Genomic DNA, 19,177 nt, shown 5'->3' on the forward strand with positions numbered 1-19,177 from the left:
GATCAGTCCGGAAAGTGGCTGGTGACGAGAAACGCGAACGCTCCCAGCAGAATGACGGGAAACGACCACGTGAAGAGTGCGAGCGAGAACGGCTGCACCAGCATCGCGATGCCGGCGGCGATCACGATGGTCGAGAGCGCCTCGCCCGGGCCGCGGCGCAGCAGCCGCACGCGCGGCAATGTCAGGTCGCGTTTCATTTGCGCACCGCTCCGAAAGTGATGCCGCGCAGCAGATGCTTGCGCAGCACGACGGTGAAGAAGAGGATCGGCAGCACGAAGAGCGTCGTCGCCGCCGCGACCGCCGGCCAGTCCTGCCCGCCCTCGCCGATGATGAACGGGATGAACGGCGGCATCGTCTGCGCGTCGCCGCTCGTGAGCAGCGACGCGAACGCGTACTCGTTCCACGCGAAGATCAGGCAGAAGATGGCGGTCGCGGCGATGCCGGTGATGGCCTGCGGCAGGACCACCTTCACGAACGCGTGCAGCCGCGTGTAGCCGTCGACGAGCGCCGCCTCTTCGTACTCGCGCGGTATCTCGTCCATGAAGCCCTTGAGCAGCCACACCGCGAGCGACACGTTGACCGCCGTATAGAGCACGATCATGCCGAAGTAGCTGTCGCTCATGCCGAGCGCGCGATACATCAGGTAGATCGGGATCGCCACCGCGATCGGGGGCATCATGCGGGTCGAGAGGATGAAGAACAGCAGGTCGTCGGCGAGCGGCACCTTGAAGCGCGAGAACGCATACGCCGCGAGCGTGCCGAGGAACACTGCGAGAAACGTCGAGCCGAAGCCGATGACGAGCGAGTTGACGAAGCGCGGCAGCACCTTCGACGGCCCCGCGATCACCATGCTGCGCTTGCGCACGTCGCGTTCGTACCAGGTGTCGGCGGGCGGCAGGCTCGCGATGAACTCGGGCGTCTGGCGCGAACGGATCGTGAAGAGATTGACGTACCCTTCGAGCGACGGCTTGAACACCACCACCGGCGGATACGCGATCGCATCCTCCTGCGACTTGAAGCTCGTCATGAAGATCCACGCGATCGGCAGGGTCGTCACGAGCGCGTAGGCGATCACGACGATCGCCGCAAAGCTCTTGCCGCGCGTCGACGCGGCCACGACGGAATGGGCGTTGCCAGGCTGTCTCATCGCTGTTTGATCCGGTTGAGGGCCTTGATGTAGATGTTCGCCGCGCCGAACACCGTGACGAACAGGATGATCGCGAGCGCCGACGAATAGCCCGTCTGCCACTTCTCGAACGCCGCGCGCTTGAGCGTGATCGAGACCGTCTCCGTGACCGAGCCCGGTCCGCCCGATGTCAGCAGGTTCACCATGTCGAACATCTTGAAGTTCTCGATGCCCCGAAAGAGCACGGCAAGCATCAGGAACGGCAGGGTCATCGGCAGCGTGATCGACCAGAACTGGCGCCACGGGCTCGCGCGGTCCACCTCGGCGGCCTCGTAGATATAGTCGGGAATCGAGCGCAGTCCCGCGAGGCAGATCAGCATCACGTAGGGCGTCCACATCCACATGTCGACCATCACGATGGTCCACGGCGCGAGCGGCACGTCGCCGATCATCTGGAACGAGCCGGGCGGGATGCCGGTGAGAAAGCTCACGATGTCGTTGAAGAGGCCCGTTTGCGGCTGCAGCAGGAACGTCCAGAAGTTGCCGACCACCGCGGGCGACAGCATCATCGGCAGCAGGATCAGCGTGGTCCAGAAACTGTGGCCGCGAAAGCGCTTGTTGATGAGGAGCGCGAGGCCGAAGCCGAGCAGCACCTCGAGCCCCACCGACCAGAAGACGAAGCGCGCGGTGACCTGCATCGCGTACCAGATGTCCTCGTCGGTAAGGATGTCGACGTAGTTGTCGATGCCGACGAAACGCACCGGCATGCTCGGCATGTTCGACTTGAAATTGGTGAACGAAAGGCGCAGCGCCCAGACGAGCGGAAAGATGTTGATCGCGAGAAGCAGGAGGATGGTCGGAAGAATGAAGAGCCACGCGATGGTCCGGTCCGACAGTCCGCGCAATTTCCCGGCCGCGCGCAACGCCTGCCGCGATTCCGGCGCCTGCGAAACGAAAGGCTTGTCTGCCAGCATCCCTGTCTCCTTGTCACGCAGCGACCGGATGACGGCGGCGCGCGCGCGATTGCGCGGCCGCCGCCATGCCGGCGGGCATCAGTTCTTGCCCGCTGCCTTGAACACCTTGTTCCAGTCCTTCACCAGCAGGTCGAGCGCTTCCTTCGCCGTGCCCTTGTCGGCCACGACGTAGTCATGCACGCGCTTCTGCATGTCGAGGAGGAGCTCAGCATAGGTCGGCTCGGCCCAGAAGTCCTTCACGATCTCCATCGACTTCAGGAACGCCGGCGCAAACGGCGCACTGCCCGGAAAGCTCGGGTCCTGCACGACCGATTTCGCCGCCGAATAGCCGCCCAGCTGCCACCATTTCTTCTGCACGTCGGGCTGCGCGAACCACTTGATGTATTCGAGCGCATCGGCCTTGTGGTCCGAGTACGACACGACCGAAATCCCCTGCCCGCCCAGTTGCGTGAACTGCTTCTTCTCGCGCGGATTCACGAAGAAGCCGATCTTCTCCCCGCCGACGTTCGGGTCCTTGTAGAGCCCCGGAAAGAACGCGAACCAGTTCATCTGCATCGCGACCTGGCCGGACTTGAACGCGTCGAGCCCTTCCTGCATGTAGGCATTGGTCATGCCCGGCGCCGTGCAGCACTTGTAGAGCGCCTTGTAGAACTCGAGGCCCTTCACCGAATCCGGCGAGTTGACGAAGCCTTCCAGGTGGTACGGCTTCTTCGGGTCCTGATACTCGAAGCCGAAGCTGTAGAGCGCATTGGTCACGCCCATCGTGATGCCTTCCGAGCCGCGCTCGGTGAAGATGTACACGCCGTACACCGTCTTGCCGTCGATCTTGCGTCCCTGGAAGAATTCCGCGGTCTGCTTGAGTTCGTCCCAGGTCTGAGGCGGCTCCAGCTCGCGCTTGTATTTCTGCTTGAACTCCGCGCGCAGCTCGGGCCGCGCGAACCAGTCCTTCCGGTAGGTCCAGCCCACCGCGTCCGCCATCGCGGGCAGCGCCCAGTAGTTCGGCGTGTTCTTCGGCCACTCCGCGTAGCCGACGACCGTTGCCGGCATGAAGTCGTTCATCGAGATCTTGTTCTTGGCGAAGAAGTCGTTGAGCTTCACGTAGTGTCCGTTGACCGCCGCGCCGCCGATCCACTGGCTGTCGCCGATGATGAGGTCGCACAGCTTGCCGTGCGAGTTGAGTTCATTGAGGAAGCGGTCGGCGTAGCTCGTCCATGGCACGAACTCGAATTTCATCTGTATGCCGCTCTTCGCCGTGAAGTCCTTCGATAATTCGACGAGCGCATTGGCCGGGTCCCATGCCGCCCAGCAAAGCGTCAGCTGCTTGCCCTGCGCATGCGCGCCCATCGACGCGCAGAGCCCCAGCGACAGCGCGAGCGCCGCAGCCACCCTTCGTGGTGTAAGCCGTAACATGTTGTCTTCTCCTTGTTGCTCTCGTCTGCGATCCTGATGACGGTCGGCACCCATGCGCCGGGCGCCGTGCTTCGGCTCTGGCGGACCGGCACCCGGTCCGCGTGTCGCGAGCGTTACGCGTGCGCATTCTCACGAAGGTAAATCCGGGTTTCGGGCGCGGGGATCGCGAGTGCCCCGCGTACGTCGTTCAGAAAATTGATCGCAGCGAGCCCCGCCCAGTGGACGATGCCGCGCACATCCTGATCGAGGATCACGTCGATCGCGCGCTCGGCGAGCTGCGCGCGCGTCTCCGCCGTCAGGCCGTGACCGATCAGGACGATGCGCGCGCGCTCGCCTGATTCGTGCAGCGCCGACGCGATGCCGGAGATGCCGCCGCCCGTCGCATACACGCCCACGAGGTCCTCGTGACGCGCGAGCAGCCCCTGCACGGCGAGGCCGGCGCCGTCGTCGTCTTCGGTGAAATCGGGCTCGGCGGTCCAGCGCAGGTTGCGGAAGTCTTCTTCAAGCACTTGCGAAAAACCGGTGCGCCGCTCGAGCTGGTCGTGCAGGCGCGACGAGCCCGAGAGCACCGCGACCGTGCCGATGCGCGTGCACAGGAAGCGCCCCATCAGAAGGCCCGCGGTGCGCCCCGCCATCCGGTTGTCGACCCCGACATAGGCCGCGCGGCCGCTGCCCGGCAAATCGGAGAACACGGTGACGACCGGCACGCTTGCCTCGTCGAGCACCTCGATGAAGCGCTCGACCCACGGGTAGTCGAGCGGCGCCATGACGAGCGCGTCGTAGTCGATCGCCTCTTCGGAGAACGCGGCAGTCTCGCGCTGGCTCGCGAAGTCGCAACGGTAGAACGAGGGCGTGATGCGGTGCTCGCGAAAGAAGCTCGCTGACAGCGCGATGTCGCGCTCGACGTGATCGAGAAAGCGGGAGTTGATCTGGGGAAGAACGAAGGCGACGCGAAAGACGCTTGGCTTGGCCGGCCGGCCGCGGCTCGCACGTTCGTCGCGCAGGGTGGCGAGCGCGACGTGCACGCGCTCCGCGGTCTCGGGACGCACGGCCTGATCGTCACGCAGGACGCGATCGACCGTCGCGACACTCACGCCCGCGCGCCGCGCAATCATCATACGTGTAGCCGGCATGGGTCTCCTCCGGTGCCGAGCCAGAAAGCATTTTTTGTTTATTCAAGGTAGTTTTTCCGCCGCAAAATGCAAGCTTTTTTCGCGGATAAATACTGTCATACGATGATGGCCATGCAAGCGGCGAGAGCGCCGGATGTTCGGTTATCCGTATCGAAATGGAACCCGCATATGAGGATTTAGTGGAAAATGGCGTGTGCCCGCGCCTTCGACGAGCGCAACAGGAGGAGCACATGACCACGATAACCTGGGTTCTTGCCGCAGACGGCTGCCGTGCGCGCATCTTCGAGACGCACGGCCTCAAGCTGGACCTTCAGGAGATAGAAGACCTCACCAATCCCGCGCCGCGCGCCACCGAACTCAGCGAGAAGGATCGCGAGAAGTTCGCAAGGACCGTTGCGAACTATCTCGACCACGGACGGCTGCACAACCGCTTCGACCGTCTGCGGCTCGCGGTCGAGCCCAGGTTCCTCGGCCTCTTGCGGGAGCATCTGAGCGGCGAGACCCGCAAGCTCGTCTTCGAGGAAGTGAACAACGACATCTCGAAGCTCGATTCACGCGGCATCGAGCGGCATCTCGGGCGGGCCTGATCCCGCGCGTTGGCTTGCGTTTGTTTGCGCGCTTGCTTGCGCGCTTGTCCGTGCCGTTCGTGTGCGCGCTAGTCCGCGCGTTTACCCGCTCCGGCACCTCTCTGTGGCGGCTGGCCTGCACGCGTTCCCGGCGCCGGGCATGCGTGCGCATGGTCACGCCCGCCGACTCGCACACCCGATGACGAAAGATCCGCAGATGACCGAGCATGACGCGCTGCATCCGCTGCGCCCCTTCCTCAGGAACTACGTGTGGGAGCACGGCCGCGTCGGCACGCGCTATCTCGACTGCACGGATGGCGAAGTGAAGTTCGACGAAGGCAAGAAGGCGCGTTTCGCGGCAGAGCCCTATATCTACGTGCCGCTCGACCGGGATGCCGCCGACGATCCGAAGGCCGGAGGCCCCGCGATCCAGGAAGCGGGCCTCGCGCGCTTTCTGCGCGCCGCGCAGCTCGGCAAGCCGGGCGAAGCGGGGTCGGCGGCCGAGGTGCAGCGCGCGGTGCACGACTGCGTGGAACTCGCCGTGTTCAGCGCGTATCAGCGCGACGCGCGGCAAGCCCGCGACCGCTATGCACAGGAGCCGATGTTCGACGACGAGATCCGCGCGGCGCTCGTCGACGATATCCGGCGCACGTATACGGGCATGCGCGAGCAGCTCGCGCTCTTCGACTTCACGGTGCTCTACGGCCTGCCCGCGCCGCTCTTGTTCAGCGACGCGCCGTTCATCGACTGGCGCGTGTGCGCGAAGCCCGGGCTGCCGTTCGTGTCGCTGCCGCTCGGGCCTTATTGCCTGCTGGTCGGCGCGACCTCGGGCAGGACGAGCCGCGCCGCGCCCGTCGTGTGGAAGAGCGCGGCCGCGATGGGCCCGCTCAAGGACCACAACCGCTACATCGTGGAGCGCGCGCGCCTGTGGATCGTCGCCGCGACGGACGACCAGCTCGTCGCCATGCAGGGCCGCTTCGCCCCGGCGAAGCAGGAAACGGCCCCGTCGGAAGACGGCGCGAGACCATCGGAACAATGAAGGGCGTACCGGCCTCGCGGCCGATACGCCACCTGGAGCATCACGCCGACGGCGCGATGTTCTGGTTGCTGCGGAACAGGTTCTGCGGATCGTAGCGGCTCTTCACGGCGGCGAGCCGCGCGTAGTTGGGGCCATAGGCCGCTTTCACGCGATCGCCTTCGTCGCCGGTGAGAAAGTTCACGTAGACGCTTCCGAGCGCAAAGGGTGTCATCGCATTGAAGAGCTCGCGCGCCCACGCGACGCACTTATCGTCGTCGGATGCTTCGGTCCAGCGGCCGTGAACGTTCATCGTGTAGACCGAATCGCGGTTCGCATACGCCGTCGCATCCACCGCCACGCGGTTGGTCTGCCCCGCCATCGCGCCGATGAATATCTCGCAGTGCGGCGAAGGCAGCGTACTGGTGTAGCGGGTCAGCACCGCCAGCGCGTCGTCGCTCAGCTCGGCGAAGTTGTGCGATTTCCAGTAGTTGCGCGCCCCCGGCGTGAGAAGCGGATCGAAGCCCTTTTGCCACGCGGTGAACGGCATCGCGCCGAGATGCTCGCCGTAAGGCGTGCCGAAGTGCCTGAGCGGCTCGACGGCCTGCGCGCCTTGCTCGACCGGGCCGACATAGCACGACGCCAGCACGATCGCGGGCTTGCCGTGCACCTCGGGCGGCAGGAACGGCAATGGCGGCGCGAAGCGCATCACGGCCCACACGGTGAGGTCATCGGACATCGACGCAACGAAATCGCGATACTTCGGCAGCACCTCGGCGCCCTGCTCCAGCGGATAGATGACGAGCCCGCCGTAGATCTCCGGACCCACCGGATGCAGCTGGAATTCGAACAGCGTGACGACGCCGAAGTTGCCGCCGCCGCCGCGGATCGCCCAGAAGAGGTCCGGGTGTTCCTCCGCGCTCACGCGGTTCCACGTGCCGTCGGCGGTGACGATCTCCGCTGCCACGAGGTTGTCGCTCGACGTGCCGAACTTGCGGCTGATCCAGCCGAAGCCGCCACCGAGCGTGAGTCCGCCGACACCCGTCGTCGAGTTGATGCCGAGCGGCGTCGCGAGGCCGAATACCTGCGCTTCGTGATCGAAGTCCGCGAGCGTCGCGCCCGGCTCGACATAGGCACGCTTCGCCTGCGGATCGACACGCACGGATCTCATCGCCGACAGATCGATCATCAGGCCGTCGTCGCATACCGCGCTGCCCGCGATGTTGTGCGCGCCGCCGCGTATCGAGAGCAGGATGCCGTTGTCGCGCGCGAAGCCCACTGCCGCGATGACGTCGGCGGTGCCGGCGCAGCGCACGATCATCGCGGGGCGACGGTCGATCGTCGCATTCCAGACCGTGCGCGCTTCGTCATAGCCGGCATCGCCGGGCGTGAGCACCGTGCCTCTCAACTTCGACTTCAGATTCCCGATCACTTCGCTTGTCAGGCTAACCATGGCATACCTCGCTGTTGATTGCGCCGTCGCTGCGCGGGCCCGCACGCCATGCGTGCCGGTGCGCGTGACCTGTCCCGCGTCATGTCTGATTCGAGAAGAAAGAGCGGGAATCGAAGAGACTCGGGCGAAGGGGGAAGGCGCGGAGTCGCTCGCCCTGATTCATTCAAGGCTCGCTTGGCCCGAATGTAAACCATTCGTTGATCGTTTCGGCACGCGACATCTAGCATGATTCGGACATAACGCCGCCATCGTTATGGATAGCGAATGGAGCGCTTCATGCAGCCATCGGCATCGCGCGGCGAGAGCGTGAGCGTCCGCCTCGCGCTGAGAATGCCGCTGACGAATGCCTATGAAGAATGCCGATGACGAAATCATCGCGGCGCGCATCGGCGCTCGTCACGCGCGCGCTCATTGCTGCGCGCTCGCCGGCGCCTGATCGCGTGCGATGATGCCCGCCTTGTCCGAGATCCGGACCAGTTCCGCGAGCGAGTGCACCTCCATCTTCTCCATCACGCGCGCGCGATGCACCTTGATGGTCTTCTCGACCGTGCCGAGCTCGCAGGCCACCTGCTTGTTGAGCAGGCCCTTCACGATGAGCGAGAGCACCTCGCGCTCGCGCGGCGTCAGGCGTCCGAGCCTGCGATGAATCGCATCGATCTCGCTGCGGCTCGCGAGCGCCTCGTCCGAGCGCCCGAGCGCGGACTCGATCGCGCCAAGCAGATCGACGTCGCTCACCGGCTTGGCGAGAAAGTCCGCGGCGCCCGCCTTCATCGCGCTGACGGTCATCGGGATATCGCCGTAGCCCGTGATGAAGATGATCGGCAGCGTCGCGCTCGCGCCGTTCAGGCGGCGCTGCAGTTCGAGGCCGTTCAGGTCGGGCAGGCGCACGTCGAGGACGAGACACGCGGCGCAATCGGTCAGCGGCTCGCAGGCGAGGAACGCGAGCGCCGAACCGAAGTCCTTCACGCGATATCCCGCCGAGCCGATGAGGCGTACCAGTGCGCGGCGCACGGAGTCGTCGTCGTCGACGACAAAAACAACGGGCGTGTTGTCGTTCATGTCGATGTTGTCGAACGGCCGGTGGCCGCCGCGTCTCCGGTTGGCAGCGTGAAATGGAACGTGGCGCCGCAGTCTGCGTTGTTCTCGGCCCAGATGCGCCCCCCGTGCATCTCCACGATGGAGCGGCTGATCGACAGGCCGAGTCCGAGTCCGTCGCGCTTCGAGGTGTAGAACGGCTTGAATATCTGTTCGAGCCGGTCGCTCGTCAGGCCCGGTCCGCGATCGCGCACGGCGATGCGCACCATGCCCGCCGGCTCGAGGCTCGCCGATACCGCGACCTCGCGGTCCTGCCCCGTGCCGCCTTCCATCGCATCGAATGCGTTGAGCAGCAGATTGAGCACGACCTGCTGCAACTGCACCTTGTCGCCGCGCACGAGGGGCAGACCGGGATCGACGTCGAGCGACACGCGCACGGCCCGCACGATCGCGTCGCTGTGCACGAGCAGCGCGACGTCGCCGATCACGCTGGCGAGGCTGAGCGGCACGAGTTCGAGTTCGCCCTTTTTCACGAGCGCCCGGATGCGGCGGAGGATTTCGCTTGCGCGATTGTTGTCCTCGACGAGATCCTGGAGGATCTCCCGCACCTCGTCGAGATTGATGGGGTCGCTCATCATGAAACGCTGCGCAGCCTGCACGTTGCTCAGGATGGCGGTGAGCGGCTGGTTCAGTTCGTGCGCGAGCGAAGCCGCGAGTTCGCCGAGTGCCGAGACGCGCGTGAGATGCGCGAGCTCCTGCCGGTTGCGCTGCAGTTCGTACCGATCGGTCCGGTCGATCACGACCGCGAGCTTGAGCCGCGTATGCTCCGAGGATATGACGTTGAGCGCGACATCGGCGAGAAAGCGGCTGCCGTCCTTGCGCCGCGCGAAGAGTGGCAGCATCACCGACGGCGGCTCGGCAGCCGGCGCGGAAGGCCCTCCGTTCGTCAGCACGCCCCTGCCGGCATCGGCGCCGCTCATGCCCGGCACGAGCATGTCCGCGGCGAGGCCGATCATTTCGGCCCGCGCATAGCCGAAGAGTTTTTCGGTGACCGCGTTGACGAGCTCGATCCGGCCGTCCGCGTTCGCAATCAGGATCGCGAGCGGCAGGCGCTCCAGCGTGTCGCGGAACTGGTCGTCGAGCGGCATCGGTGAAGGCATGCCGTACAACGCCTCGCGCCCCTGCGCCGTTCGATCGCCGCGGCCGTTGCGAGCGCCGATGCGCCGCAGGCGGCCAACGGGCAGCATCGCGAACCGTCCGCCCAATGGTTTCCATCGATCGCGCAGCATGCCGCGGATGCCGTAGCGCGGCGCAGCGGATGATCCCGCAGCCGACGCAAGGTACGGCCCCCCCTCGTCTGCAGCCTGTTGCGCGCCCCTGCGCCGCAGGAGGAGCGCCGGCAGCAGCGCAATGAACACGGCCTCGACGACAGCGACGGCGTGAACGATAGTCATGGCCCCGTGCTCCTGTCAGTACTCGCTCGCTGCGAACCGATACCGCCGGATTCGAAGGACTTCCGGAAGTAGAGCAAGTCGATTTACGGGGGATCGCATCAAGACGATCGCCGTGTCCGGCGATCAGGCGCAGACCGTTACTGAAGTACGTGGTCTCGCGCCGCGCAGTCCCATGTGTTCTTTTTGTCGTTACTGAAATGCATCAAAGCACTTTCGATACCGTACCGATTGCATCCATCTTTGGGCGCTTCATAGGGCTTTTACGCATGATTGGCGGGCGATGCTCGCGAGGCCGCGCGAATCGGGCGGGCGTGGTGTCAAGGAATGGTAGGCGGAGCCCAGCGCTTTGTAAACAGCACTCGCGCAACACATGTGCCCGGTTCGGCAACGCGAACGGCCCGGTGCACGATCGCACCGGGCCCGCGCACGCATGCACGGTTTTTGCCGCGCGACGACACGCAGAGGCATGCACGCCTCAGTATTTCGTGCAGCAAGACAAACGCACCGATCGTTGCAGCGAATGACGTTGCCTGTTCTTCAACAGGTTCGGTCAATGAATCGCGCATGACCATCACGGCGCGACCGGATAGCCCAGCGCGATCGCCTTCACACGCAACTCGTTGAAGCGTCCGCCGGGGTCGCTCGTATTCATCGAGCCGTCCGACGCCGCTCGGGCCGCCGCCTGATCGAGCTGGCCGACGCCTGCCGCGGCCGCCCCCGCCGATACCGTGCATTTCGTGCCGAACGTGCCTTGCGCCACTGCGATCGGTGGCGCATCCGTGCGCGCCGCGTTCTGGAAGTCGAGCGCGTAGGCCATGTTGAAGGTCGCCGCATCGGTTGCACGCACGCCGAGCGGGTCGAGGCCGAAGCGCCACGCGACCAGTTGATGAATCGAAGACGGATCGAACGGATAGCGCGACACCGTGTTCGCGCGAACGCGCGGACCGATCAGCATGCACGGCACGCGAAAGCCGAGCCGCCCGTCGTTGCCGAGTGCCTGCTCCGCCGCCGATACCGGCCTGAGCGGCGGCGCGACGTGCTCCATGAACCCGCCCCATTCGTCATAGACGATGATCATGAGCGTGCTGCTCCACGCGGGGCCCGTGCGGAGCGCCTCGTAGATCTGCCCGAGCAGCACCTGGCCGTTGCGGATGTCCGCGTGCGGATGGTCGTCGTTCGAGGTGCCCTGCTGCTCTCCGGAAAAACGCGGGTCCACCATGCAGAACGAGGGCAGCGTGCCCGCGGCCGCATCGGACAGAAAATTCGCGAAGAATTTCGAGCGTCTCACATGCCGCGTGCCGTAGAGCGCCGTGAACGGCACGTCGTGAAAGTAGTATTTCGACGAGACGTTCTTCGCGTCGAGCCGGTCCCAGAGCGTCGGTAGCGCCGACGTATCGAGCGAGTTGCTCAGGCGGTCCGTCTCGCCGCTGTGCAGATAGATACGGTTCGGATACGTGTCGGCGAGAATGCCGCTCATGTAGTAGTCGCAGGCGGTGTACTGGCTCGCCGCGCCGCGGAAGAAGTCCATGTCCTCCTGGCGGAAGTAGCCGACGGGCAGCTGGTCGCCGCGCACGAGGCTCGTGCCCGGCGTCATCAGAAAGCCGTCCATCGCGCCGTTCGCGAATTGCACGCGGCCGCCTTCGTACGCATGGTTCGGGTCCGCGAACGCGCAAGCCTGAAAGCCGTAAGCCGGATTCGCCGCGAGCGCGAACGGGGTCTGCACCTGTCCGAACGCGTCGGTGAACTGGCGGTTCGGGGGCAGGCCCTCGGCATTCGGCAGCCAGCCGAGCAGGTGGTCGAAAGAGCGGTTCTCCATCGTCACGAGCACGATGTGATCGATACCCGATAAGGCCGGATCGGGCAATACGGGACGCGGCAGCCCCGCGCGATCCGGCGGGATCGTCCCGACGGGCAGAGGCGTCTTGCCGGTGCTGCCGCCAGGGCCACCCGAGCCGCCCGAATCCACGCCGCCGGTTCCGCCGCATGCGGCCAGCGCAACCGAGCCGGCGAGCGCGGTGACGACCTGGCGGCGCATGGAGTCGGGATGCTTCGATGGACGATCGCTCATGGCTGTCTCCTTATCTTCGTATCAATACGGGATGGGGCGGGCATGCGGCGTGCGTCGTCGGATGTGTTGAAGTGCCGGCGTCCCGGCTGCTCGTCCGAGCAGCGGTACGCCTGTCGCTCCCTACCCTTCTCACCTCTGGCGCAAGCCCCGAGCGACATCATGAAGAATCCGTGGACGAAGAAGAACCCCTTTATGAGCATGTGGCTGAGCGGCGCGAACGCCGTGGCCGGATCGGTGCGCGGCCGCGCGAGCGCCGCCGCCAAAAGACAGACGGCGGCGGCGGTGCGCAGCGGCAACAGGCAGATCGCCGATTTCTGGACGAGCGCCCTCACGCCGCCGAAACCGGCCAGAAGAAAGAAACGCCGCTGAAGCTGCATCAGCGACAGCGGCAGCGCGCGCCCGGCTTCGCTCAGGCGCGCTCCAGCACGGCCATTTCGCGCACCACGACGAGCAGCATCGAAAGACTCGCGCCGCCCGTCGCGCGCAGTTCGGTCACGAGCCGCGCGTAGCGTTCGAGCGCATCCTGGCGCTTCGCGCGCCAGCTTTCGACGATCACCTCGGGCGTGTCGATTCCACGCGACTCTTCGACCGCGCTCACCGTCAACGCACGCTTGAGCCGCGCCAGTTCCTCCAGCGCGCCGGCCCGCGCGAGCAGGTCCCAGTGGGTGGCGGCGGGCAGCGCCATCGCGCGCTCCGCGATCCAGCCGTAGTTCAGCAGCGTGCCGATCGCGAAGTACACGCTCGCGACGAGTTCGAGGCTGCGATCGCAGTTCGACGCCACTTCCGCGCTGTCGAGCACCGCCGTCGATATCTCGCCGCTCGCCACCCGCGCGGCCAGCCCGCTTTCGACGCCCGCATCCTCGAGTTCGCGCCGCCGTCCGTACCACGCTTCGAGGTCCGCGGCGGGCAGCAGCGCGGGCAGTTGCGGCGCGAGCCGCTGCGCCGCCTCGCGGCAGCGCGCAGGCAGCGTCGCCGTTTCGTTCAGGCGCTGCTTGAGATGCCGCAGGAACCAGAGCGTCGCGCCTTCCAGCAGCCGCACGACTTCGACGAACATGCGCGCCTGCACTTCGTCGGCGACAAGGTTGTCGAGCCGGTCGATGCTCTTCCACAGCTCGTTGAGGTCGAACACGTCGCGTGCCATGATCGCGGCGCGCACGATGTCGCTCGGCCGCGCATCGGTCTCCTCCATCAGCCGGTGCACGAACGTGCAGCCGACGCGGTTCACGAGCGCGTTCGTCAGATGCGTCGCGAGGATTTCGCGCCTGAGCGGATGGCGCTGCATCGGCTCGCTGTAGCGCTCCTGAAGCGGCAGCGGGAAGTAGTCGAGCAGCATGCCCGCGACGAGCGGGTCTTCCGGCACGTCGGATTCGAGCAGTGCGTCGTAGAGCCACATCTTGCTGTACGCGAGCAGAACGGCACGCTCCGGTGACGTGAGCCCCTGCTTCGCGGCCTGCCGCTCGGTGATCTCGTCGTCGGAAGGCAGGAACTCGATCCTGCGCTTCAGGCGGCCCGCGCGCTCCAGCGAGCGCATGAGGCGCGCCTCGGGATCGAGCATCTCGGTCACATAGCGCCTCGCGATCGACAGCGCCTGCGTCTGCGAGTAGTTGTCCTTCAGCACGAGCAGGCCGACCTCGTCGGTCATCTCCGCGAGCAGCTTGTTGCGCTGCTTCTCGGTCATCTCGCCATCGGCCACGACGAGGCCCAGCAGGATCTTGATGTTGACCTCGTGATCCGAGCAGTCGACGCCCGCCGAGTTGTCGATCGCATCCGTATTGATGCGCCCGCCCTGCTGCGCGAACTCGATGCGCCCCAGTTGCGTGAAGCCGAGGTTGCCGCCCTCGGCGACCACCTTGCAGCGCAGTTCCGCGCCGTTCACGCGCACGCCGTCGTTGGTGCGGTCGCCGACCTGCGCATGCGTCTCGTGCGCCGACTTCACGTAGGTGCCGACGCCGCCGTTGTAGAGCAGATCGACGTCCGCGAGCAGGATCGCGCGCATCAGCTCGTTCGGCGCCAGCGTCGCGGCGGTGATGCCGAGCGCCGCCTGCACCTGCGCCGGTATCGCGATCGTCTTCGCCGTGCGCGGGAACACGCCGCCGCCCGCCGAGATCAGCGAGGCGTCGTAGTCGGCCCAGCTCGAACGCGGCAGGGCAAAGAGACGCTCGCGCTCCCTGAAGCTCGCCTCGGTATCGGGGTTCGGGTCGAGAAAGATGTGCCGGTGATCGAAGGCGGCAATCAGGCGGATGTGGCGCGAGAGCAGCATGCCGTTGCCGAACACGTCGCCCGACATGTCGCCGACGCCGACCACGGTGAAGTCGGTCGTCTGCGTATCGACGCCCGTCTCGCGGAAATGGCGCTTGACCGATTCCCACGCGCCGCGCGCGGTGATACCCATCTTCTTGTGGTCGTAGCCGACCGAGCCGCCCGATGCGAACGCATCGTCGAGCCAGAAGCCATATTCGCGCGCGATCGCGTTCGCGTAGTCGGAGAACGTGGCCGTGCCCTTGTCCGCGGCGACGACGAGATACGGATCGTCCGGGTCGTGGCGCACCGCGTCGGGCGGAGGCTCGATGCCGCCCGCGACGCGATTGTCGGTCACGTCGAGCAGGCCGCGCAGGAACATCTGATAGCAGGCGACGCCTTCCTGCAGGAACGCTTCACGTTCGCTCGCGGGCGGCGGGTTCTTCACGACGAAGCCGCCTTTCGAGCCGACCGGCACGATCACCGTGTTCTTCACCATCTGCGCCTTCATGAGCCCGAGCACTTCCGTGCGGAAGTCCTCGCGCCTGTCCGACCATCGCAGGCCGCCGCGCGCGACGCGCCCGCCGCGCAGATGCACGCCTTCCACACGCGGCGCGTACACCCAGATCTCGAACATCGGCCTGGGCTCGGGCAGCCCCGGCACTTTCGACGGATCGAGCTTGAACGACAGGTACGGCCTCGGCCGCCCGTCGGCGTCCTTGCGGAAATGGTTGGTGCGCACCGTCGCGTTGATCACGCCGAGGAACTGGCGCAGGATGCGGTCTTCGTCGAGGTTCGGCACCTTGTCGAGCGCCGCTTCGATCTCGGAGAGCACGCGCTCCGCGAGCTTGTCGCGCACGTCGCGGTTCTCGTGCGCGACACCCGGCTCAGGGTCGATCGCGGGATCGAAGCGCACGAGGAACAGTTCCAGCAGCTTGCGCGCGATCGCCGGGTTGCCGGTCAGCGCGCGCTCGATGTACGCGTCGCTGAAGGTCGAGCCCACCTGCCGCAGATACTTCGCGTAGGCGCGCATGATGGTCACGTCGCGTGCGCCGAGCTGCGCGCGCAGCACGAGGCGGTTGAAGTCGTCGTTTTCGACTTCGCCCGTCCATACGCTTGCGAACGCGTTTTCGAACAGCGCCTTCACGCGGTCGATATCGAACTCGACGTCGTCCGCGAGTTCGAGGCCGAAATCGTGGATCCACGCGTGCGGCGCGCCGGTGGGCTCGATGCGGTACGGCCGCTCCTCGTCCACGCGCACGCCGAGATGCTCGAGCATCGGCAGGCTGTGCGACAGCGCGATCGGCTCGCCCACGCGATACACCTTGAAGCGAAACGCGCGCCGCCCCGCCTCGATCGGCCGGTAGAGGCTCATCGCGAGGCCGCTGGCCCTCGACTGCGTCTCCTCGATCAGTTCGATGTCGCGCACCGCCGTGCGGGCCGGATAGTCCTCGCGATAGCCCGCGGGGAACGAATCGGCATAGCGCTGCAGGAGGCGGTTGCCCGCTTCCTCGCCGTGACTGTCGATCAGCGCGTCGGCGAGATCGTCCTGCCAGCGGCGCGCCACCTGCACGACGCGTGCTTCGAGCTCGCGCGTATCGACTTCGGGCATCGCGCCCTTGTGCGCGCGCACGGTGATGTGAATGCGCGCGAGCGGCGACTCCGACAGGAGCGGCGTGAACTCGATGCTCTTGCCATTGAACGCCTCCATCAGCACCTTCGAGATGCGCCGGCGCAGGTCGGTGTTGAACTTGTCGCGCGGCACGAAGACGAGGCACGACACGAAGCGGTCGAAACGGTCGCGCCGCACGAAGAGCCGCGTGCGCTGATGCTCCTGCAGGCGCAGCACGCCGAGCGCGATATCGAAGAGCACGTCTTCGTCGGCCTGGAAGAGTTCGTCGCGCGGATACTGCTCGAGCACCGTGATGAGCGACTTGTGCAGGTGCCCCTTCGCGAGAAAGCCCGCGCGCCGCACGATGTTCGCGCACTTGCGGCGCACGATCGGAATGTCGGAGGTCGGCACGAGATACGCGGTGGACGTGTACAGGCCGAGAAAGCGCCGCTCGCCGTTCACCTTTCCGTCGGGGCCCACGCGCTTCACGCCGACGTAATCCAGATAGCCTGGCCGGTGCACCGTCGCACGGGAATTGGCCTTGGTGAGAAAGATCGCCGTCCCGCCTTCGATGATCGCGGCAGCGGCGGGCGGCAGCGGCGTCACGTCGTCGGCGCTCGGCAGGCGCAGGCCCTCGCGCAGGATGCCCGCGCCCGAGCCGGGAACGCCGCGCAGCGCGAAGCCGCCGTCCTGCCGGACGAGTTCGTAGTCGCGGTGGCCGAGGAACGTGAAGTGATCCGCGACCATCCACTCCAGGAAGGCGCGCGCCTCGATGCCGTCCGGGCTCGTGTCCTGCGCCTTCAGCTCGCCGATGGTGGCCCGCGCCACCTCGATGATCTTCGGCCAGTCCATAACCGACGCGCGCACGTCGCCGAGCACGCGCGCGATGTTCACGCGCAGCTCGTCGAGCTTCGACGCCTCGCTGCAGCGGTCCACTTCGAAATGTATGAATGATTCGAGCGCGGACTGCGGGTCGCCCGCGTCGGAATGCCCGAGGCCGATGCGCTCGATCGCGCCCGACTTGCCGCGCCATACGCGAAACACCGGGTGAATCGCCGAGTGCAGCGCGAGGCCGAGGCGGTTGACTTCCATCGTCACGGAATCGACGAGGAAGGGCATGTCGTCGTTGACGATCTCGACGACGGTGTGGTCCGAATGCCAGCCGTGCTGCTCCAGATTCGGGTTGTAGACGCGCAGGACCTCGCGCCCGGTGACGAACTTCTGCGCGGTTTGCCAGTGCGCCATCGCGGCGCCGTACAGGTCGGCGATATCGCGGCTCTGGATGTCCTCGACGTCCACGAGTTCGTAGTAGTGACGCAAAAACGGCTCGATGACCGCGAACGTGGGCTCCGGCAGGCGCCCGCGTGCAAATTCGACGACTTCGTTGAGCAGATGCTCAACGCGCTCCTCGTTCTTGACCAGCATCGTGTCCTCCCGGCTCGCACGACGGCAGGTGCCGCCCCCTTTCGGATTATGCGCCGGGTTGGGTGACGCTCAATGCGGCTCTGCACGAAATGCGTGCGGGACGTGCACCAATGCGCCCGCTTTGCCTCGGAACGGTCGCGCCCTCAGTCGGCGATGGTGCCGCTTGCGGGCTGCGCCGGGGACGCCGCGCCGGTACCGGTCGCGCCGCCCGTGCCCGCCGTGAGCTGGGCGTACACGTCGTGCGAGAGATCGAGCAGCATCTTGCGGTCGATGCCGCCCGAGACCGCGTAGCCGAAGTCGCCGTCGACCCAGTAGAAGACGTTCACGAGCCCGTCCTGATAGAGCTTGAACGCGGTCGTGTTGGAGTTGACCTTGCGGTGCGAAATGCACAGCGTCACGCGCTCGCCCTGCGCATCCCGGTACATGAACTGCGCGATCGGCCCGTCGCTGCCCGGCAGGATGCGCCCGCCCATCAGCTCGAAGCCGTTGCGCGTGAGCACGGGCGGGTGCACGTCGGTGCCGAGCCGGCTCGACACCCATTTGACGAGCTCATGCTCCCGGTCGACGCCCACTTCCACCGGGCGCATCACCTCGGGCGCATACACGACGTGCGCCATGGCGGACTGCCGCACGAACGCCATGTTCTCGTCGAAGCGGGCCGTACGCATGAACGAATTGCCGCCGCCCGGCATCATCGACGACAGCGCGCCGCCGTTGGTCGCCGCGGCGCCGATCGCCACGCCGAGCACGAGCGTCGCGGCCATGCCCGCCAGGCGCGGCCAGAAGCTGGCGGAATTGGCGGCCTGAGCACGGCGGCCGCCCGCGGCGTCCACGAGACGCTTCGGCACCGGCTCGGCGAGCACCCGATCGTAACGATCATGGAACATGTTGTTGATCGCGAAATAATCGCTGATCCGCGCGGCCAGATCCTCGTTGCGCTCCAGCAGGCGGTCGATTTCCTCGCGGCGATGCGCCGCCAGCGATCCGTCCACATACGCGTGGATTTCCTCTTCGCTCACCGGGGTCTGTTGTTGTTCGTTCATCGCACCACCTGTAGTTTCGTACCCGGCTGCGAGCCGGCCATCAGCGTGCGCAGCCGCTCGCGGCCGCGCGACAGACGCGACATCACCGTGCCGATGGGGATGTCGAGCGCAAGCGCCACTTCCGAATAGCTCATCTCCTCGAGACCCACGAGCAGCACCACTTCGCGCTGCTCGACGGGCAGGCGCTGCAGCGCATAGTCGAGATCGCGCACTTCCAGTGCCTTCGAGTGGTCGCCGTGCACGGCGAACTGGCGCTCGGCGAACTCGTCGTCGTCGACGGAAACGTGGACGGCGCGGCCGCTCGCCGTGCGGACCTGATTGACGTGCACGTTGTGCATGATCGTGAAGAGCCACGCTCGCATGTCCGTACCCGCTTTGAACAGCGCCGTGTTGCGCAGCGCGCGCTCGAGGGTGTCCTGCACCAGGTCGTCGGCGAGGTCGCGGTTCGTGATCAACGCACGCGCGTAGCGCCGCAGACGCGGCACATGCTCCATCAACTCGTCACGAACGCCCATCGCGCTTCCTTTCAGTCGGCTCTGTCGGGCGTCCAGGACGGACGCCGCCTTGTTGCAGGAGCAAACGCGATTGCGGCCGATTTATTCCACATTCCCGGGTGTTCGTCATG

15 protein-coding genes are annotated in these 19,177 nt (G+C 66.1%); 2 read left to right on the forward strand and 13 right to left on the reverse strand.

Features of this window, described 5'->3' with window-relative positions:
- Window positions 1-2: 2 nt before the first annotated feature.
- From BG61_RS13815 to BG61_RS13835, 5 genes are all read right to left on the reverse strand, one after another.
- The gene (locus BG61_RS13815) at window positions 3-197 is read right to left on the reverse strand and encodes a hypothetical protein (protein WP_035932892.1); all 195 of its coding nucleotides are present in this window, start codon (window positions 195-197) and stop codon (window positions 3-5) included.
- A complete protein-coding gene (locus BG61_RS13820; RefSeq protein WP_035932894.1) occupies window positions 194-1,147 on the reverse strand; it encodes a carbohydrate ABC transporter permease in 954 nt (317 codons plus the stop codon). The genes BG61_RS13815 and BG61_RS13820 overlap by 4 nt, the downstream gene beginning before the upstream one ends.
- On the reverse strand, window positions 1,144-2,100 hold the full coding sequence (locus tag BG61_RS13825) for a carbohydrate ABC transporter permease (protein WP_035932897.1): 957 nt from the start codon (window positions 2,098-2,100) through the stop codon (window positions 1,144-1,146). The genes BG61_RS13820 and BG61_RS13825 overlap by 4 nt, the downstream gene beginning before the upstream one ends.
- 78 nt (window positions 2,101-2,178) lie before the next feature.
- The gene (locus tag BG61_RS13830; RefSeq protein ID WP_035932900.1) at window positions 2,179-3,510 is read right to left on the reverse strand and encodes an ABC transporter substrate-binding protein; all 1,332 of its coding nucleotides are present in this window, start codon (window positions 3,508-3,510) and stop codon (window positions 2,179-2,181) included.
- Between the two features lie 113 nt (window positions 3,511-3,623).
- Window positions 3,624-4,643, reverse strand: coding sequence for a LacI family DNA-binding transcriptional regulator (locus BG61_RS13835; protein WP_174479723.1), 1,020 nt, complete (start codon window positions 4,641-4,643; stop codon window positions 3,624-3,626).
- A gap of 230 nt (window positions 4,644-4,873) precedes the next feature.
- Between BG61_RS13835 and BG61_RS13840 the strand changes: the two genes are divergently transcribed.
- Together BG61_RS13840 and BG61_RS13845 are read left to right on the forward strand one after the other, a co-directional pair.
- Window positions 4,874-5,230, forward strand: a complete 357-nt coding sequence (locus tag BG61_RS13840) for a host attachment protein (protein ID WP_035932906.1) — start codon at window positions 4,874-4,876, stop codon at window positions 5,228-5,230.
- A 196-nt stretch (window positions 5,231-5,426) separates the two neighbouring features.
- Window positions 5,427-6,248: a hypothetical protein gene (locus tag BG61_RS13845; RefSeq protein WP_035932991.1), complete on the forward strand. Its 822-nt coding sequence runs from the start codon at window positions 5,427-5,429 to the stop codon at window positions 6,246-6,248.
- A 40-nt stretch (window positions 6,249-6,288) separates the two neighbouring features.
- Here BG61_RS13845 and BG61_RS13850 read toward each other — a convergent pair whose 3' ends face one another.
- The 8 genes from BG61_RS13850 to BG61_RS13885 form a co-directional block, all read right to left on the reverse strand.
- Window positions 6,289-7,677 (reverse strand): FAD-binding oxidoreductase, encoded by a 1,389-nt coding sequence (locus BG61_RS13850; protein WP_035932908.1) that lies wholly within the window; start codon window positions 7,675-7,677, stop codon window positions 6,289-6,291.
- A 408-nt stretch (window positions 7,678-8,085) separates the two neighbouring features.
- The gene (locus tag BG61_RS13855) at window positions 8,086-8,736 is read right to left on the reverse strand and encodes a response regulator transcription factor (RefSeq protein WP_035932909.1); all 651 of its coding nucleotides are present in this window, start codon (window positions 8,734-8,736) and stop codon (window positions 8,086-8,088) included.
- A complete protein-coding gene (locus BG61_RS13860; protein ID WP_051672497.1) occupies window positions 8,733-10,166 on the reverse strand; it encodes a sensor histidine kinase in 1,434 nt (477 codons plus the stop codon). Before BG61_RS13860 ends, BG61_RS13855 begins: the two co-directional genes overlap by 4 nt.
- Window positions 10,167-10,737: 571 nt before the next feature.
- Window positions 10,738-12,234 (reverse strand): alkaline phosphatase family protein, encoded by a 1,497-nt coding sequence (locus tag BG61_RS13865; RefSeq protein ID WP_035932911.1) that lies wholly within the window; start codon window positions 12,232-12,234, stop codon window positions 10,738-10,740.
- Window positions 12,231-12,611, reverse strand: coding sequence for a hypothetical protein (locus tag BG61_RS44815; protein ID WP_158447164.1), 381 nt, complete (start codon window positions 12,609-12,611; stop codon window positions 12,231-12,233). Before BG61_RS44815 ends, BG61_RS13865 begins: the two co-directional genes overlap by 4 nt.
- 32 nt (window positions 12,612-12,643) lie before the next feature.
- Window positions 12,644-17,509 (reverse strand): NAD-glutamate dehydrogenase, encoded by a 4,866-nt coding sequence (locus tag BG61_RS13875; RefSeq protein ID WP_035932915.1) that lies wholly within the window; start codon window positions 17,507-17,509, stop codon window positions 12,644-12,646.
- A gap of 143 nt (window positions 17,510-17,652) precedes the next feature.
- The gene (locus BG61_RS13880) at window positions 17,653-18,552 is read right to left on the reverse strand and encodes an anti-sigma factor family protein (protein ID WP_035932917.1); all 900 of its coding nucleotides are present in this window, start codon (window positions 18,550-18,552) and stop codon (window positions 17,653-17,655) included.
- A complete protein-coding gene (locus BG61_RS13885; RefSeq protein ID WP_035932919.1) occupies window positions 18,549-19,067 on the reverse strand; it encodes an RNA polymerase sigma factor in 519 nt (172 codons plus the stop codon). Before BG61_RS13885 ends, BG61_RS13880 begins: the two co-directional genes overlap by 4 nt.
- Between the last annotated feature and the right edge of the window lie 110 nt (window positions 19,068-19,177).

Source organism: Caballeronia glathei, assembly GCF_000698595.1.
In the GTDB taxonomy this organism is placed as follows: Bacteria; Pseudomonadota; Gammaproteobacteria; order Burkholderiales; family Burkholderiaceae; genus Caballeronia; species Caballeronia glathei.

Excerpts from the sequence above, each read along its gene's own strand:
- BG61_RS13815 (WP_035932892.1), bottom strand. The coding sequence starts at position 197 with ATGAAACGCGACCTGACATTGCCGCGCGTGCGGCTGCTGCGCCGCGGC.
- BG61_RS13820 (WP_035932894.1), bottom strand. The coding sequence starts at position 1,147 with ATGAGACAGCCTGGCAACGCCCATTCCGTCGTGGCCGCGTCGACGCGC.
- BG61_RS13825 (WP_035932897.1), bottom strand. The coding sequence starts at position 2,100 with ATGCTGGCAGACAAGCCTTTCGTTTCGCAGGCGCCGGAATCGCGGCAG.
- BG61_RS13830 (WP_035932900.1), bottom strand. The coding sequence starts at position 3,510 with ATGTTACGGCTTACACCACGAAGGGTGGCTGCGGCGCTCGCGCTGTCG.
- BG61_RS13835 (WP_174479723.1), bottom strand. The coding sequence starts at position 4,643 with ATGCCGGCTACACGTATGATGATTGCGCGGCGCGCGGGCGTGAGTGTC.
- BG61_RS13840 (WP_035932906.1), top strand. The coding sequence starts at position 4,874 with ATGACCACGATAACCTGGGTTCTTGCCGCAGACGGCTGCCGTGCGCGC.
- BG61_RS13845 (WP_035932991.1), top strand. The coding sequence starts at position 5,427 with ATGACCGAGCATGACGCGCTGCATCCGCTGCGCCCCTTCCTCAGGAAC.
- BG61_RS13850 (WP_035932908.1), bottom strand. The coding sequence starts at position 7,677 with ATGGTTAGCCTGACAAGCGAAGTGATCGGGAATCTGAAGTCGAAGTTG.
- BG61_RS13855 (WP_035932909.1), bottom strand. The coding sequence starts at position 8,736 with ATGAACGACAACACGCCCGTTGTTTTTGTCGTCGACGACGACGACTCC.
- BG61_RS13860 (WP_051672497.1), bottom strand. The coding sequence starts at position 10,166 with ATGACTATCGTTCACGCCGTCGCTGTCGTCGAGGCCGTGTTCATTGCG.
- BG61_RS13865 (WP_035932911.1), bottom strand. The coding sequence starts at position 12,234 with ATGAGCGATCGTCCATCGAAGCATCCCGACTCCATGCGCCGCCAGGTC.
- BG61_RS44815 (WP_158447164.1), bottom strand. The coding sequence starts at position 12,611 with ATGCAGCTTCAGCGGCGTTTCTTTCTTCTGGCCGGTTTCGGCGGCGTG.
- BG61_RS13875 (WP_035932915.1), bottom strand. The coding sequence starts at position 17,509 with ATGCTGGTCAAGAACGAGGAGCGCGTTGAGCATCTGCTCAACGAAGTC.
- BG61_RS13880 (WP_035932917.1), bottom strand. The coding sequence starts at position 18,552 with ATGAACGAACAACAACAGACCCCGGTGAGCGAAGAGGAAATCCACGCG.
- BG61_RS13885 (WP_035932919.1), bottom strand. The coding sequence starts at position 19,067 with ATGGGCGTTCGTGACGAGTTGATGGAGCATGTGCCGCGTCTGCGGCGC.